The sequence below is a fragment of the Deinococcus radiotolerans genome, assembly GCF_014647435.1.
Taxonomy (GTDB): domain Bacteria; phylum Deinococcota; class Deinococci; order Deinococcales; family Deinococcaceae; genus Deinococcus; species Deinococcus radiotolerans.
Map to the genome: position 1 here is coordinate 63,694 of NZ_BMPE01000001.1, position 16,662 is coordinate 80,355.

Annotated in this window: 8 protein-coding genes; 3 read left to right on the forward strand and 5 right to left on the reverse strand. The window is 73.6% G+C overall.

Annotated elements, in window-relative coordinates; genetic code table 11:
• Positions 1-7 precede the first annotated feature (7 nt).
• The 3 genes from IEY63_RS00305 to IEY63_RS00315 are packed head-to-tail and all read right to left on the reverse strand — an operon-like array spanning position 8 to position 1,935.
• Complete coding sequence (locus IEY63_RS00305) at positions 8-595, reverse strand: DUF305 domain-containing protein (RefSeq protein WP_189066993.1); 588 nt, start codon at positions 593-595, stop codon at positions 8-10.
• 7 nt (positions 596-602) lie between these two features.
• Positions 603-1,535 (reverse strand): oxygen-dependent tRNA uridine(34) hydroxylase TrhO, encoded by a 933-nt coding sequence (gene trhO / locus IEY63_RS00310; protein WP_189066994.1) that lies wholly within the window; start codon positions 1,533-1,535, stop codon positions 603-605.
• Between the two features lie 49 nt (positions 1,536-1,584).
• On the reverse strand, positions 1,585-1,935 hold the full coding sequence (locus IEY63_RS00315; RefSeq protein ID WP_189066995.1) for a hypothetical protein: 351 nt from the start codon (positions 1,933-1,935) through the stop codon (positions 1,585-1,587).
• A 143-nt stretch (positions 1,936-2,078) separates the two neighbouring features.
• On the opposite strand from IEY63_RS00315, the gene IEY63_RS00320 reads away from it, so the two are divergent.
• Positions 2,079-4,211 carry an ABC-F family ATP-binding cassette domain-containing protein gene (locus tag IEY63_RS00320; protein WP_229784389.1) on the forward strand — a complete coding sequence of 711 codons (2,133 nt, stop codon included), beginning with the start codon at positions 2,079-2,081 and terminating at the stop codon, positions 4,209-4,211.
• Positions 4,212-4,232: 21 nt separating this feature from the next.
• Positions 4,233-4,682 carry a hypothetical protein gene (locus tag IEY63_RS00325; protein WP_110830391.1) on the forward strand — a complete coding sequence of 150 codons (450 nt, stop codon included), beginning with the start codon at positions 4,233-4,235 and terminating at the stop codon, positions 4,680-4,682.
• A gap of 97 nt (positions 4,683-4,779) precedes the next feature.
• Here the strand turns inward: IEY63_RS00325 and IEY63_RS00330 are convergent, their stop codons facing one another.
• The gene (locus tag IEY63_RS00330) at positions 4,780-14,637 is read right to left on the reverse strand and encodes a translocation/assembly module TamB domain-containing protein (RefSeq protein ID WP_229784390.1); all 9,858 of its coding nucleotides are present in this window, start codon (positions 14,635-14,637) and stop codon (positions 4,780-4,782) included.
• A gap of 165 nt (positions 14,638-14,802) precedes the next feature.
• Here IEY63_RS00330 and IEY63_RS00335 point away from each other — a divergent pair, with 165 nt between their 5' ends.
• Positions 14,803-15,066 carry an acylphosphatase gene (locus tag IEY63_RS00335; protein WP_189066996.1) on the forward strand — a complete coding sequence of 88 codons (264 nt, stop codon included), beginning with the start codon at positions 14,803-14,805 and terminating at the stop codon, positions 15,064-15,066.
• Positions 15,067-15,126: 60 nt separating this feature from the next.
• On the opposite strand, the gene IEY63_RS00340 is transcribed toward IEY63_RS00335, so the two are convergent.
• Positions 15,127-16,542, reverse strand: coding sequence for a WGR domain-containing protein (locus IEY63_RS00340; protein ID WP_189066997.1), 1,416 nt, complete (start codon positions 16,540-16,542; stop codon positions 15,127-15,129).
• Between the last annotated feature and the right edge of the window lie 120 nt (positions 16,543-16,662).

The following is a 16,662-nucleotide window of genomic DNA, read 5'->3' on the forward strand; positions in this document are numbered from 1 at the left end:
ACTGTGTTCAGGGCTGCATGTGCATGCCGTGTGGCGCGGGCAGGGGCTGCGCGCCGCGTGCCTCCAAGAGGCTGTCCAGCGTGCGGATCTCGCCGGTCTGTGTGGCGGTCACCTGTCGGACGAGGCCAGCGACGAGCGGCTGACCGCTGCCCGTGAGGGGCTGGGCCATGAGCAGCGCGCCCTGGTGGTGGCGGCGCATCAGGCGCAGGTACTGCGTTTCGGCCTCCCGGGCGGGCAGAGTCTTCAGTGACAGGAGTTCGTCTCGCGTGGCCATGCCCATCATGCTCGCGTGCATCGCGTCTGGCGCGGTGCCGTCCGGGGCATTCCAGCGGCGCAGCCACGCCTGCATCTGCCGTTTCTGTTCCTCCTGACCCAGCTGAATATCCAGCGCCAGGGAACGCACCGAGCGGTCCGCCGCGACCTTCAGCACGAGGACGCTCATCGTGACCGCCTGATCGTGGTGAACGCGCATGTCCTGCACGAAGCGCACCTCCGGACTGCCCGGCGCGGGGGTGACTGGGCGGGGCTGGGTGAGCAGCAGCGCGCCGCCTACCCCCAGGCCCGCCAGGACGACCAGCGCGCCGCGCCGTTTCACGGGACCGTCACGCCCCGCACCCCTCCGGCCCCTGCCGGTCGAAGTGCCGCTGCCGCTCCCGGAACGCCGCCTTCTGCTCCGGCGTGGTCCGCGCGTGGCAGTGCTCGCAACTGACGCCCTCCTCAAACAGCGCGTGCGCCCGCTCGGCCTCACCCAGCGGCCAGCCGCACGAATGACACATCACCGCCGCACCTTCGCGCAGCCCATGCCCGACCGTCACGCGCCCGTCGAACACGAAACACTCGCCGTCCCAGCGGCTCTGCTCCTCGGGCACGTCCTCCAGGTACTGCAGAATCCCGCCGCGCAGGTGAAACACGTCCTGATACCCGCGCTGCCGCAGCAGGCTCGTGCTCTTCTCGCAGCGGATTCCGCCCGTGCAGAACATCGCCACGCGCTTCCCCCGCAACTCCTCCGCGTGCTCGTCCAGCCACGCCGGGAAGTCCCGGAACGACTCAATCCCTGGATCCACCGCGCCCCGGAACGTCCCGGCCTTCACCTCGTACCGGTTGCGCGTGTCGATCACGACCACGTCCTCCGCGTCGATCAGCGCGTTCCAGTCGCCTGCCTCGACGTACTGCCCGACTTCCCGCTCCGGCGCGACCGGCACGCCCAGCGTCACGATCTCCCGCTTCAGGCGCACCTTGAACCGCTTGAACGGCTGAGCCGACGCGCCGGACTCCTTGTACTCCAGCCCCGCGAAGCCCTCCGCGAGCAGCGCCGCGTGCAGCGCGTCGATCCCCGAGCGGCTCCCCGCGACCGTCCCGTTAATTCCCTCGGACGCCACGATCAGCGTCCCGCACAGCCCCCCCGCCTCACCGAGTGCCAGCAGCCGCTCCCGCAGGCCCGCCGGGTCCGCCACTGCCCGGAACTGATACAGGGCCGCCACCACAAACGGCGCGGAAGAAGGCGTTTCAAGGGCAGGGTGAGGCACGACCGACATCCGACACAGGATAGCGGAGACGGGCTGTGCGCTCTGGTGGTACGAGGGGTTACAACTGCCGGGCGTAGGCCATGTACGTGCTGACGCTGGGTGTGAACAGCAGCGCTGCGGCCCCCACGTGCAGTCCACCCAGAATGAACGTGACTGCCATGCCGCTCAGGAGCAGCTGCGCGCCCACCCAGAGCAGCAGCAGCGTCACGATCACGCGGGCCCAGTCGCGCCCCTGGTACACGTTCCAGCACAGCCAGCCGGTGAGCCCCAGCGAGATCAGAGGCGGCACCGGTGAGCGGCCCACCAGGATGACGAGCAGCGTTGCCAGCAGCGAGGTCAGGATCAGCGTGGCCAGCAGCGCCGTGGTGAAGCGCCAGCCGTTCTGGATGATCTGTGCGTCCGAGGTCATGGACTCAGCGTAGGGAGGGTCGAAGCGACGCATGTACACATTTGCCCGCCCTCCAGTGGGGGCAGTGGAGGAGATGCGTCCGCCGGAGGCACTGAGCCCTTCGGCGCATTCGTGGTTCTGCGTGGTCTGTTAGCCTTGCGGGCGTGTCTGTGCCGTCCACCCTGATTGCTGCGTCGAACGTGTCGGTGTTGTTTGGCGAGCGGGTGGTGCTTGACGGCGTGAGCGTGGGTGTGTCGCTGGGTGAGCGGGTGGCGCTGCTGGGCCGGAACGGGGCGGGGAAGACGACGCTGCTGCGCGTGCTGACCGGGGAGCGGGTGCCGGAGGAAGGTGAGGTGTGGCGCGCGGATGGCCTGCGGGTGGCGGTGCTGGAGCAGCATCACGCGCATCCGGCGGGGCGGAGTGTGCGGTCGCTGGTGGACGCGGCGCATCCGTACCGGGCGCTGGAGGTGAGCCTGCTGGAGCTGGAGGCGGACCTGGGTGATCCGGAGGTGCTGGCGCGCTGGTCGGCGCTGCACGCGCACCTGGAGGACGTGGACGCCTTCCGCTGGCCGTCGCGCGTGGCGCGGGTGCTGGGCATGCTGGACCTGACGCGCTTTCTGGACCGGGACGCGAGCACGCTGTCCGGGGGGGAGCGGACACGGCTGGCGCTGGCGCTGGCCCTGGCGCGCGAACCGGACCTGCTGGTGCTAGATGAGCCGACGAACCATCTGGATATCCGCATGCGCGAGTGGCTGGAGGGCTGGTTGCGGGCGTTCCGGGGTGGGGTGCTGCTGACCAGTCACGATCGGGAGTTCCTGGATGCGGTGGCGACGCGCAGCGTGTGGCTGGAGCACGGCGCGGCGACCGGGTATCCCGGGGGGTACTCGCGGGCGTCGGCGCAGCGGGAACTGGAGCGGCGCACGCAGGCCCGCGCGGCGCGGCTGGTGGAACGGGAGGCGCAGCGGCTCTCGAAGAGTGTGGAGGTGCTGGACCGCTGGGGTCGCCGCTCGCGGGCGTTGAAGACCCGGGCGGAGCGGCAGAGCGTGCCGGAGGCGCCGCTGCCGGAACGGCAGATCCGCATGCGGCTGCTGGCGGGCACAGCGCGTGCGCCGCTGGTGGCGTGGGGCGAGCACCTGAGCAAGGCGTACGGGGACCGGCCTGTGCTGTCGGATGCCGCCTTCCGGCTGCGGCAGGCGGACCGGGTGGCGCTGATGGGTGCGAACGGCACGGGGAAGACCACGCTGATGCGCCTGCTGTCCGGCGAGCTGCACCCCGACCCGCCCGCGCCGGACCCGTTGACCGGGGAGGTCGGGTCGCCGCCTGCGTTGCGGGTCGCGCCGGGCGTGACGGTCGCCAGCCTGGACCAGACGTGGCACGGCCTGACGCCGGGCGAGGGACTGCACGCGCAGTTCGAGCGGCGCTTCGGGCGGCAGGCGAACACCCTGCTGGGCCGCGCGGGTTTCGGTGCGGAGGACTGGCCGAAAACCCCGGAGGTGCTGTCGGGTGGCGAGCGGGCGCGGGCCGGGCTGGCACTCGTCAGTGGCCTGCGGGCGGACCTGCTGCTGCTGGACGAACCTACCAACCACCTGGACGTGGAGGCCCTGCTGGCGCTGGAGGGCGCGGTGCAGGCGTACGGGGGCGCGGTGGTAATCGTCACGCACGACCGCCGCTTCGCGCGGGAGGTCGCCACGCGCCTGTGGGTCATCGAGGACGCCGCGCTGCGCGAGGTGAGCGGCTGGGGCAGCCGCGAGTACCTCGATCCGGCGGCGACGCTTCAGGGCGATCCGCCGCCCCCGCCGTCGCCACCCACGCCCCGGCAGCGCCTCGCGCCGCTGGAGGCTCAGCTGGCGGCCCTGCGCGCGGAACTGGACCGTCCGCCCGGCAGCCTGACCGGGCGCGAGGAGGCCCGCGTGCGCGCCCAGGCGCACGCCGTGCAGCAGGGCCTGTACGGGCTGTACGCGCAGGTCTGGAGCGCCCCGCAGTTCGACGCGGAGGTCCGCGAGCCGCCCCTGACCATCCGCGCGCAGCGCCTAGGCGAGACGGGCGGTATGTTCTGGGCCGCGCACGACGAGGGCTGCCCGCACCTGGCCTGGGACGGGCAGACGCTGCGCTGGAACGGCGAGCCGCCCGCGTGGTTCGGCGCGGCGCTGCTGGGCGGCACGCTGCGCGTCCTGTTCGAACGCTGGAACGTGGGCCGGGTGGGGCTCGGGGACGGCGGCCCGGTGTTGACCCGCCGGGCGTACTTCGAGTGGCTGGGCCTCGCACCGGGGCGGGAGGCGACGCGCTCCGCCCCGTGAGGGCACGCTATACTCGCGCGCATGGAAGACCTCATCAAGGGCCGCCTCGGCGGAGCGGACGGCTACAGCATCCGCTGCGCCATCGACGGCGACACCATCAAGGGCCGCGCGGGCGGCAAGCTGCATGGCAAGGACATCAACCTCGAAATCACCGAACGCGGCGTGCAGGGCACCGTCGGCGCGGACCCCGTGAAGATTGAGCTGGAAGACGGCGAGCTGCGCGGCAACGTCGGCGCGCAGAAACTCACGCTGCGTGGCGTGGACCGCGTGACCGGCTTCATGGGCGAGCCCATCGTCGGCTGGAACGTCGTGGCGCAGCAGACCGGCGAGAAGCTCGTCGGGCAGCTGGGCAGCACCGTCCTGGGCCGCCCCTTCGAGCTGGACCTCGGCAGCGCCCCCGGCTGGGTGGGCACCCTGGTGGCCGTCGTGGCCTTCTACGCGCTGGAACCCCGCGCGAACGTCACCGTCTGATTGACGCCGTCAGCAGCGCCGCCCCTGCAATCTGCGGGGGCGGCGCTCTTCATGGCTGGGTCAAGGGCCGGGGTGGGGGCACGGCTGCCCCCCCGCCTCACCGACCGAACAGGTAGCGGATCCCGAAGCGGAACACGGCGCCGCGTTCGCCGTTCTCCACGCCGAAGTTCACGTTGGTCCGGTCGTTCACGTTGTACCCGACGCTGAAGGTCGGGCGGATCGACTGGAGGTTCAGGCCCTTCAGGGGCGTGCTGACCTTGAACGTGAAGCGGCTGTCGGGCGCGGTGTACTCGGCGTTGATCAGCCCCTCGCCGTTCAGGTCCACCTGATACTGCAGGTACAGGTCGCGGGTCAGGTACGAGCCGAGCGTGATCGTGGCGCCCACGGTGCCGTCCTCCACGCTCAGCTGCGGGGTCAGGCGGAACACGTCCAGGCCGAACGCGTTGGCGATGGTGCGCTCGAACTCGCCCAGCACGAACACGTTCAGCGCCGTCTGGATGGCGCTGGACCCCAGCGCGCCCAGGTTGCTGGGCAGCGCCGCGAGGTTCGGGACGCCGGTGGCGACCAGCGCGTACAGTTCCGCCTCGCCGTACGGGAGGCCCGTGGCGGGGTCGGCGCAGCTGCTGCCCTCGGCGGTGCAGCGCAGCGTGGTCGTCAGGTCCAGGACCGGCGAGCCGCTGCGCGTGACGAACTCGCCGCTCAGTTCCAGCGTGACCGGCACGCGCTGCCGGGTGGTGACGGCGGTGACGGTGCCGCTGGCCTGCACGCTGAATTTCGGGTAGAGGTTGTCGCCGCTGAACGTCACCGCGCCGTTCTGCAGCGCGAACTCGTTCTCGCGCAGGTACACGAAGCCGCGCTGCGAGCGGATCTCGCCGCTCAGGCGCGGGCGGTCGCCGCTGCCCGAGAGCGTCAGGCCACCGGTGAACTCGGCCCGGACGAGGTTCTCGTCGATGCGGATGCCGTTCGTGGCGGTGATGGGGATGTCCTCGAACACCAGCCGCTGCAGGAAGGGCCGCGCGGGGCGGGCCGCCGGGTCCTCCTGCGGCTGTGGGAAGGTCGTGAACTGCTCGGGCAGGGGGCTGACGAAGTTGTCGGTGGTGCGGCCCGTGGCGGCGTCCACGTTGCTCTGGCCGGGCGCGGGGATGGTGGCGGGGGCGTTCACGCGGCCCAGCACCAGCCGCGCGAAGTCGGCCGCGCCGGTCACGCGGATCACGCTGCCGTCGTCCACGGCGCGCAGGTCGGCGTTCAGGGCGCTCTCACGGCCGTAGATGACGGCCAGCGGCAGGTTGTAGTTCCGCGCGGCGAGACTCAGGTCCCACCTGGGCGAGAGTGTCCCGGTGAGGCTCAGGGTGCCCGCGCCGCTGGCCGTGGTGGCGCTGCGGCTCTGCGCGTCCAGCGTCCAGCGGCCGTCGGTCTGCTGCGCGAGGGTCACCGTGCTGTTCGGCAGGGCGCCCAGCGGCTGCGGCGCCAGCAGGCCCGTGAAGGTCACGCGGGTGCCGCTCAGGCGGCCCAGCGTGAGCTGCCCGGCCACGTTCAGCGTGCCGTCCGACCCGACAGTGCCGCCGGTCAGGACGCGCCCGCCCGCCGTGAACGCGCCGCTGTCGGGCAGGTCCCCGGCGAACTGCGGCACGCTCAGGCTCAGGCCCGCCACGCTGCCCTGGAGGTTCTGCGCGCGCAGCAGGCCGCGCGGGCGGTCGTACGTCCCGGCGGCCGAGAGGGTCAGCGTGCCCTTCAGGCTGGGGGTCAGGTCCACCAGGCCCGGCACCAGCCGCAGCACGGGCGTGAAGGTGGTGTTCGTGAACTGCGCGCTGAGGTTCACGTTCTCGCGGGTGTATTGGCCGCGCACGTCCCAGGTGCCCGCGCCGCCCAGCTGGATGTTCACGCCGCGTAGCTCGCGGTTGGCGAAGTCCAGCGTGCCGCTCCCGGTCAGGGTCTCGGTCACGGCGTCCTTGCCCGTGCCGCTCGTAGCGCTCACGCGGATGCGCTCGGCCACCACGTTCAGCGTCCCGGCGGTCGGGTCGGCCAGTGGGAAGCGGAAGCGGGCCACGCCGGTCACGACACCCTCGCCGGGTGCCTCTCCGGTGAAGGCGCCCACCAGCGCGCCCACCGGCAGCGCGCGCAGGTTGCCCTGCCCGAACACCTCGCCGCTGCCCAGGCCCGCCGTGAAGTCCGACTGGCCCAGGAAACCCCGGATGCGCCAGTCACTGCCGACCTGCGTGCCCTCCAGACGGGCCGGCAGGGTCTTCGGGCCGACCGTCAGCGCGTCCGCGCGCAACACGAACGTGCCGCCCCCACCGCGCAGGTTCGCCTCGCCACTGACCCGGCCGGACAGGGCCGGGGCGATCTTCAGGTCCTGCACCTCCAGTTCATCCAGCGTGGCGCGCAGCGAGTACCCCTCGCCCGTGGGACGAACAGCCAGCACGCCCTCCAGGGCGGGCAGCAGGTCCGCCACGCCGCCTGACGCGTTCAGGTCGGCGCTGCCCATGTCGTTCCCGCCGCGCAGGTCCGCCGTGAACGTCTGCCCGTTCAGGCTGACCGTGCCGTTCAGGGCGACCGCCTGACCCGCGAGATCCAGCGGGTAGGCGGTTACGCCGAGCGTGCCGCGCAGCCCGTCTCCCGCTGCGCGTACGTTCACGTCCAGGGTGCCTGCCTCGCGGGTGAGGCGGCCCGTCAGGGTGCCCGTCCAGACCTCGGGGCCTTGAGCGGCCCGCAGCGTCAACGTGCCCGCGCTCAGCGCCGCGGTCAGGTTCACGGCGGGGCGGCCCCCGGTCAGGGTCACCTCGCCGTCCACGTTGCCGCGTAGCGCCACGCCCAGGTACGGCACCGCGTAGGGCGTATCCAGTTCGCGCACCGTCAGCGCCACGCGGCCCGAACTCGTGTCCGTGTTCACGCTGCCACTGGCGGTCAGCAGGCCCGACAGGCCCGTGATGCCCAGCCGGCCCAGGTTCAGGCCCGGCAGGTTCGCCGCGAGCTGCCCCGCCTGCCAGCGCAGCGAGCCGTCCACCAGCCCGTCCGAGACGTTCAGGTCGGCGGCCCGCAGGCTGGCGCTGCCGCTGGCGCGCCACTCGCCGCGCCGCACGGACAGCTGGGCCTGCGGGTCCGCCAGGGTGCCGTCCGCCGTGACGGTCACGGCCCCCTCGGGCCGGGTCAGGCTGGCGGTGCCCAGCAGCGCCCACTCGCCGCGCGCGCCGGGGCGGGCTTCCAGCACGCCGCTGCCCTGCGCCTGCGGGCCGTCCACGAGGCGCAGCTGCACGCCGCGCGCACTGGCGACCACGCGGGCGCCCGCGCCGAGAAGGCCCGCCTCGCCCTGTGCGAGCGGCGTGCCCAGCGGGCCACTCAGGCGGAGCGTCAGCGGCTGCGTCAGGACCCCGGCCGGTCCGCCTGTGACGCGCGCGCTGCCGCGCCAGCCGCCCAGGCGGTCAGCGGTGACGTCCAGCGCGGCGCGCAGGCCCTGCGGCCCACTGAGGTTCCCGCGCGCACTGAGCGCCTGGGCGCGGTTGGTGACCTGCACGCGGCCCGCCAGGGTGCCGGTCGCGTCCACGGTTAGGTCGGCCGTGCCGTCCAGGGCCGCGCTCCCCGTGGCTTCCAGTTCACTCCCGAAGGCCTTCGCGGACAGTCGGTCGAGGGTCACCCGGGTGTCGTCCAGCGTCGCGACCGTCCGGCCCGCCTGCGTCAGTGTTCCCTTCACTCCGGCCAGCGTGCCGGACAGGGTGCCGTTCAGGTCGCCCAGCGTGACCCCGGCCAGCGCCGCGCCGCGCGTGCTCAGCGTGCCCGCCAGGGTGGGGGAGACCAGCGTGCCGCCCAGGCTGGCGCTCAGGGTCGCCTCGCCCGCGCCGCCCACCAGCGGCAGCGGCGTGACGTTCAGGCGGCCCGCCAGCGCCGGGATGAGGTTCGCGCCCGGCGTGAGGCTCAGCGAGCCCGCACCCAGTCGCCCGGCCGCCAGCGCGTACGTGCCGCGCCCGTCGCCGGTCAGGGTCACGGGGTCGGAGAGGCCCGCCACGCTGGCCCGCACCGAGCCGGACAGGCGCGGCCACACACCTTTCAGATCCAGGGTCGCGCGGGTCTTACCACTGCTGACCGTGCCGTACAGGCGGGCGCGCAGGGTGCCCGCCGCGAGGTCGAGGTCGCTCGCCTCGGCGTACACCGTGCCGCCCAGCCCCCCCTTCAGGGCCGCGCGGGCGTTCAGGCGCGGGTCGAGCACACGGCCCGACGCGGTGATCAGCGCCTCCAGCTGGTCGGTGGTCAGCGTCACGCGGCCCGCCACGGCGGGGTCGGCGGTGCGGCCCGAGAAGGTCAGGTCCGCGCCCAGCGTGCCGTCTCCCAGCGACGCGGCGTTCAGGTACGCGGTGCTCAGGTCGCGCGCGGTCACGCGCAGCCCGCCCGGCAGCGAGCCCTGGGCGCGCAGCACGCCGTCACGCAGGCTGCCACTCAGGTCGGCGCTCAGCACGTCCGCGCTCGGATCGAAGGCGGCGCGGCCGTACAGGCTGAACGGCCCGGCCTGCGCCTGCTCGCCCTTCACGGCGAGATTCTGCGCGTTCAGCGCCTCCAGGCCGCCCGAGAGGGTCCCGCTGGCGCTCAGGGTGCCCGCCACGGTCAGGGCGTCCACGTTTAGCCCGGCGGGCAGCAGCCGCGCCGCGCGCAGGCCGTCCAGGCGCAGCGAGGCGGCGTAGCGGCCGCGGTCCAGGGTAGCCAGTCCGCTCGTGCGCGCACCGGTCAGCTGCACGCGGGCGTTCCCGGCGGCGTAGCGGGCGCTCAGGTCGCCACTCAGGTCCCCCTGCGCGTCCTGCACGGCGCCGCTGAACGCGGCAGTCAGCGCACTCCACGACGTGCCGCCCAGCGTGGCCGCGCCGCTCAGGCGCAGCTGCTCCGCGCGGCCCCACAGGGCGCCCGCGTCGAAGCTCGCCAGGGTCAGGGTGCCGCCCGGCCGCAGCGGGAGGCTGGCGGGCAGGCGCCCGGTCACGCGGGCCTCGCGCACTCCCGTGCCCAGGGTGGCCGCCACGCTCAGGTCCCCCGTGGACGTGCCGTCCAGCAGGGCGTCCAGCGGCCCGCCGGGCACGTCGCCCACCGCGCGCAGCGCCCCGCTGAAGCCCGTGCGGGCGTTCCAGCCGATCGGGCCGCGCAGCCGCACGTCCGTGTCCGCGTTCACGAGCGCCGCGTTCAGGGTCAGCGCGACCCGTTGCAGGCCACCCAGCGCGCTGGTGCCCAGCTCGCCGCGCACCTCGCCGGCCAGGGGCGCGCCCGTGAACACCGCGCGGTACGCGCCGCCCAGCAGGTGCGCCGAGACGCGCGTGCCCGCCGCGCGCAGGCCCGACGGCCCGTCCGCCAGGATGCCCTGCGCGGTCACGTCCGGCCGGGAGATGCTGCCGCGCACCTGCGCCGTGTATGTGCCGGGCAGCAGGTCGGTCAGGGTCGCCCTGGCGTCCAGTTTCAGCGCCGGGAACAGCGGCCCGCTGGCCCGCACGGTGCCCTGCGCGAGTTCGGCCTGCGCGCCCTCAAGGCGCAGCGCGCCGCCCGCATAGCGCAGCGGGGCGCGGAAGGTCACGCCCGACACCTCGCCCTGCGCGGTGGCGCGCACGTCGGCCAGGGTGCCGCCCAAGGTGACGGACGCCCGGCCCGCCTGCCCCAGCAGGGGCCGCAGGTCGCCCGCGTTCGCCGAGCCGCCCAGGGTCCAGGCGCCCAGGCCCGCCCCGGCGCGCTGCGAGGCGGTCAGGTCCAGCGCCGCGCCGGCCACGCTGCCGCCCAGGGTCACGCGGGCCGCGCCGCCTGTCAGGGCCACGCCGGTCGCGGTGACGTTCACGGCCTTCCCGGCGTACGACCCGGTCACGCGCAGGGTCAGCGCGTCCCCCGCCCCAGGCCCCGCGCGGCCGGTCAGGGCGGCGCGCAGGTCCTCGAAGGTCACGGCGGCGTTCGCCTGCGGGTACAGCGGGCCGCGCACGCTCAGTGCCTGCCCGCCCAGGGTGCTGCTCAGGTTCGCGCTGACCTGCCCGCGCAGCAGGCTGACGCTGCCGCGCGCCGCCTGCCCGGCGGCCTGCACGTTCACGTCCGCGCGCCCGGTCGCCCGCGCGAAGTCCAGCTCCGGGACGCTCAGGTTCAGGCCGATGCGGCCGCGCACGCCGTCCAGTACCGGGCTCAGCACCCGGGCGTCCAACACGGCGCTGCGGACCGTCAGCCCCGCGCCGCTGTAGGCCACCGGAATCCGCGAGCCCGGGTGGGTGAGGGTGCCCCGCACGGTCAGTCCGCTGCGCCAGTCCGCGCGGGCGTCCAGCCGCAGCGGGTCGCCCAGGTACCGGGTGCCGCTCGTGAACAGCGTGGCGCTGCTGCCGCCCAGCGCGACCTCCAGCCGCCCCGGCACGAGCGCCGCGCGCACGTCGGCCGGCAACGCCGCCGCGAACGGCGCGAGGCTGGTGCTCAGCGTGCCCCCCAGCGCCGGGAGGACCGACACCCGCCCGGTCAGCGGCCCCGAAGGCAGCGCCAGCAGGGTGGTCGTGCCCTGCCCGGCCAGCCGCACGGTACCCGCCTGCTCTGTCGCGGGGGTGCCCCCCAGCGCGTAGCGCAGGCCCAGGGCCCCGGTCCAGGTTCCACTCGCGTACGTCAGGTCGCCCACGGTCGCGCGCGCTCCGGTCAGCGAGCCGCGCACGGGGAACGACTGCCTCGGCACGCTCAGCGTGGTCGGGCCCACCCCGAAGCGCTGCGGCTTCACGGTCAGGGTGCCGCGCAGGTCCGCCACGCTGCCGCCCGCCGTCGCCGTGAAGTACGGTCCGGTCACGCGCAGGTTCAGGCCCTCCAGCGTGGCGGGCAGCCGCACCCGCCCGGTCGCGGTGACCGCCTGCCCCGCGACCGAGCCGGTCACGCGCAGCGCCCCCCGGTCCGCGCGGACCAGGAACGGCCCGGCGTTCAGGCTGCCGTTCAGGACGCCGCCGCGCGCGGTCAGGGTCCCCTCCAGCCGCTGACCGGCCAGCCTGAGGCCCTGCGCGGTCAGGTTCAGGTTGTCGAAGCCCGCCAGGGTCACGGTCGCGCGGCCACCCTGCGTGTCCCGCACCGCGATCTGCCCGCGCGGCTCGGTCCCGGCACCCTGCACGTTGCCGTCCACGAACAGTCCGTTCCCGAGCGGTCCACTGACATCCACGTCGTAGCGCCCACTGGGGAGCGAGGCGGTGCCCTCGGCACGCAGGCCCTCGCCGTCCGTGACGAGCAGGTTCAGCCCGTTCCACGGCCCGCTGACCGCCAGGGTGTACTGGTCGAGCACGCCCCGCGCATTCACCGCGCCCCGGAACGAGCCGCCCGGCCCGGGCGCCCACGACGCGCGGCCCTGCACGCGCCCAGCCTGCCCGAAGGCCGTCAGGGCCTGCGCGCCGCTGACCTGCACCAGGCCGCTGCGGCCGTCGTAAGCGGCCGTCAGGTCACCCCAGGTGCCGCTGACGCGCACGGCGGGCGTCAGGGTGCCGCGCAGGTTCACCGCCTGCGCGGGCAGCGTCACGCCACCGAAGGACAGGACGCCTGTGCGGCCGGTCACGGCGGCCCTCAGCGCGCCGTACGGGCCGGTCACGCGGGCGTTTAGAGTCTGCCCCTGCGCCTGCACGGTCCCGCCCACCTGAACGTCGGGGAAGACCCGACCCGCGACCTGCGCGGCCACGCGGCCCGCTCCGCTGCCCGACGTCACGGTCAGGTCCGCCGTGACCGGCGTGCCTGCGCCCGGCTGCCGGGTCAGGGTGCCCCGGATCGCTGCACCCGCGGCCTGCGCGTTCACGCGCGCCGAGCCACCCCGCCCGGCGAGGTTCAGGTCCAGTGTGCCGCCCAGGTTCAGGCCCGGCAGCAGGGGCCGCAGCGCGCCCAGGTTCACGCGCCCATTCGCGGTGATGTTCTCGCCGTTCAGGGTGCCGCTGGCCGTGTCGCCCCGAGTGGTCAGGCTGAAGCGCACGCCGTCCGCCAGCGTCACGGTCCCCCGGATGTCCGCGCCCGCCACGCGCGCCTGCACGCGGTACGGGGCGCGCAGGTCCGCGTCGGCTAGGATGGTCACGCCGTTCGACGTGCCACGCAACTGCGCGGTCGTGCCGTTGCCCTCGGCGCTCAGCGTCACCCCCGCCCCCACGGCCTTCAGCGACCCGAAGGCCTTCAGGGTGTTCGTGACCGTCACGTCCCCTGTGATCCGCAGGCCGCCCGCCACGGCGAGGTTCCGGGCGCGCAGTCCGAAGGCGTCCCCGTTCCAGGTCAGGCGCTGCGATCCGGCCGTGAACGTCCCGCGCTGCCGCACGTAGTTCAGGGCCAGCGGCCCACTCAACGGCTGCGGCACGCCCGGCACGCTCGCGTTCAGGGTGCCCGTCACGTCCCCGCCTGTCAGGTCAATGCGGCCCCCGCCGGTCAGGGTTACCCCGCCCCCGGAGAGGTCCCGCGCGGCCCAGGTGCCCCGGAAGTTCTTATCCAGACTCAGGCTCGCTGCGCCCAGGTCCACGCGCAGGCCCTGGCGGTCAAAGGCCGCCGTGCCTGACAGGCCCGTGAAGGGCCCCGCCTGCCCGTCCGTGATGCGCGCGCGTAGATCCTCCGGCGTGCCGCTCAGGGCCACGCGCGCACCCGCCGCACCGAACGTGGGGTTCAGCACGGCGTTCAGGCGGCTGCCCTCCAGCGCGAAGGTGCCGCGCAGCGGGCCGCCCAGGCCCTGCCCGTCGAAGGTCAAGAGGTTCTTCGCGTCAATGCGGCCCTCGACGTCCAGGGCTTTCTGCGCGAAGGTGCCGTTCAGGCTCACGCGGCCCTCGCGCCCGAAGGCCCAGCGGCCCGCGAGTTTCTGCGCCGCGCCGCCCAGCGCCGTGTCCGCGCTGAACGCCAGATCGTTCGTCTGCCCGGCCACGTTGCCGTCCTGGTTCAGGAAGGTGTACTCGGCGTTCGCGTTACTGAAGCCCACGCCCGCCAGCGTGCCCGCACCCTGCGCGTACGCCTTCACGCGCACCGTGCTCCAGCCGCCCGCCTTGACCCGCAGCTTCAGGTTGCCGTCCCCCGTCGTGCCCAGCGCGCGGGCCAGCCCCGACACGGTGGGTGTGGCGTCGGCCGTGACCGACCAGTTCTGCGCCTTCAGGTCCACGCCGCCGGTCGCGGTGACCGGGCCGTTCCAGCCCCGCCCGGCGAGGTTCAGGCGGATGTCGTCCCCCCGGTGCGTGGCAATGCCCTGAATACCGGTCACGGTGACGAACTTCGCCTCCGGCACGCGCAGCGCGGCGCCCGTCACCTTCAGGTCGCCCACGATGGGGCCGTCCCCGAGCACGTAGCGTCCGGTGATGCGCCCGGCGGTCACGCCCGGCCAGTAGTGGTTCAGCACCCGCGCGTCCGCGTCCAGGTTCACCGTGAACACGTTCGCGCCCCCCTTCTCAGCCACCAGCACGTCCGCGTTCAGGTCGCCGTCGCGGGTCGCGCCGCGCACCGCCAGCGCCCCGTCCCGCCCCGGCGTGACTGTGAAGCGCCCATCCGGGACGTTGAAGCCCGTGCCGTCCACGTTCAGGCGGGTGCGCTGCACGTTCAGGCCGCCCAGCACGACCTTCCAGCCGCCCCCGCCGCCCCCTGCGCCGCCACCCCCGCCGAACAACTGCTGCAACTTCAGGTTCAGCGCCGCGTCGGACGCCTGCACGTTCAGCCGCACCACGCGCGTCAGGGGATTCACGCTGGCGACCGTCACGCCCACGCGGCCCGCCTCGCCCTTCAGGCCCGGGATGTTCACGCGCACGCCCGACAGGTTCGGCGCCCACAGTGGTCCCGTGACCCGGTCCGCACTCACGCCCGCCGGTGTCCCGAAGCGCGCCAGCAGCGCCCCGCCCAGCAGGGTGGGCAGCAGCGCCAGAATCAGCAGCAGGGCGCCCAGAACGGCCAGAACCCACCACCACACCCGGCCCCGGCGGCGCGGGGGGGGCGCGGTCTCCGGAGCGGCGGGGTCCTGCGTCACGTCACGGTCTTCGGGGCGCGGTCCCGTCACGCCTCCACCCGGCCCGGCGTTGCCCGGTCCTTCCACTGTCCACACGCTCCTGGCCGCATTCCCCGCATTCTACGCAGCGCCGCGTGAATGCCGCACCCACGGCATCCTCATGCAACCGTCAGAAACCCACCGTTCAAAGCGGCAAAAGCCGCTACGATGCCCCCCATGCGCCTGACCGCCCTCATCACCGGAACCGTGCAGGGCGTCGGGTACCGACGCTACGTGCAGCGGTACGCCCGCGACCTGAACCTCGCCGGGTACGCCGAGAACCTCACTGACGGCCGTGTCGAGGTCGTCGCCGAGGGCCACAAGGACGACCTCGCGCGGCTGCTGCACTGGCTGCGGCGCGGCCCGCCTCACGCCCGCGTGCAGGACGTCCAGACCCAGCAGAGCGAGGCCACCGGCCTGAAGGACTTCCACCTGTACTGAATCGGCGGTGGGGAAGAGGGCGTGACTGACTACGGGTCACGCCCTCTTCCGGTGCGGTCCTTACCCGATACGGCGGATGTCGCCGACCACGCGGTAGAAGCCCCCGGCGTCCACGAGGTCATCGACGAGGTACGTCGCGCCGGCCTCGCGGAGGTTGCGGGGGAACTGCACGTTCCACGCGTGGTACCCGGGGGTGGTGGGGCGTACGCGCAGGCGGGTGCCGTCACGCTCGCAGACCAGCCGCACGCCCTGGCCGCTGTCGGCGGTCACGGCCAGCTGCGTCAGGGGTGCGCTGACCTGCGCGGCGGCGGCGAGTTTCACGTCGCGGGGGGCGGGGGCCTCGCCGCGCTGCGCGGCCTGAATGGCCTCCGCGCTGGCGTCCAGGGCGGCCAGGATGCCGCGCGAGGTTACGAGGTACAGGCGCCCGGCGGCGTACTGCATGCTCAGGGCCCCGCCCACCCCGCTGCCCAGCTTCCAGAGGCGCTCGCCGCCCCGCGTGAAGCAGTACACGGCGCTGCCGCTGTCCCCGGCAAACACGTATTCGCCGCCGGGGCTGGTGGCGCAGGACAGCACGGCGGCGTCGCAGGCGTAGTCCTGCACGTGCTCGCCTGCCTTCGTGAAGCGCTGGATGAGGTTCTGGGTGGTGCCCGCGTACAGGTCGCCGCCGTCCTGCCAGCCGAACAGGACGCCGCCCCGTGTTTTGGCCTGCCACAGCGGGAGGCCGCTGGCGCGGTCGTACATGCCCACACCCGCCGAGTGCCCGTAGTACACGCCGCGGTCGTCCACGCGGACCATCCAGCCCATGTTGCCGCCGGTGGCAACGTTCGCCCACTGCTGGTCGCTCTCGGCGTCGAAGGCGAAGACGTTGCCGCTCGCGTCGCTGGCGGCCAGGGTGCCCGCGTGGATGTCCAGCCACAGCAGCGCGGCGCTGCCCTCGACCTCGTACGCCACGAACGGGAGTTTGCCGCTCAGGTCGTACACGTTCCCGTCATCGCAGCCTGCGAAGGTCCAGCGGTCGTCCCGCACGAGGCATTTCACGCCGTCGGGCAGGGTGAAGGAGCGGTGCACCTCGCCGTCGGGACTCAGGGCGTGCACCTGTCCGGCCTCGTTGCCCACCCAGACCTGATGCTCGTCCGCGAAGATGCCGAACGCGGTGGATGTCGTGTCGAACTTCCACAGCAGCGGCGCGCCCTGGCGGGTGGTGGCGCGGGTCTCGGTGAAGGTGCGGCGCACCACCTCGCGTTTCTGCCGGACGCCCTGCACGGCGTCCTCGTAACCCTTGCGGCGTTTTTCCTTGAGTTTCTTGTCCGCTTCGGCCTGGGCCTTTTCGGGGCTGGGGTGGGTCTTGCGCTGGGTCTGCCCGTCGGTGCCGATGCGGCCGTAGCGGATGGTGAGGTCGGCGCCGTCCACGGTCACCTCGTAGAACTTGTGTTCGGCTCCGTTCGGATCTGAATACTCCAGGTACGTTACAGACATAACTCTATTGTAACTGACCTCACGCTAAGCTGGCAAGCGAACCTGGGAAAAGCGAGGCCAGGCCGCGAACCAGCCAGGGCCAGACGAGGACCGCAGCGGCCAGCAGGGAAGAGTTCCTAC

Coding starts and splice junctions, on each gene's coding strand:
- trhO (WP_189066994.1), bottom strand. CDS start 1,535: ATGTCGGTCGTGCCTCACCCTGCCCTTGAAACGCCTTCTTCCGCGCCG.
- IEY63_RS00315 (WP_189066995.1), bottom strand. CDS start 1,935: ATGACCTCGGACGCACAGATCATCCAGAACGGCTGGCGCTTCACCACG.
- IEY63_RS00325 (WP_110830391.1), top strand. CDS start 4,233: ATGGAAGACCTCATCAAGGGCCGCCTCGGCGGAGCGGACGGCTACAGC.
- IEY63_RS00335 (WP_189066996.1), top strand. CDS start 14,803: ATGCGCCTGACCGCCCTCATCACCGGAACCGTGCAGGGCGTCGGGTAC.
- IEY63_RS00340 (WP_189066997.1), bottom strand. CDS start 16,542: ATGTCTGTAACGTACCTGGAGTATTCAGATCCGAACGGAGCCGAACAC.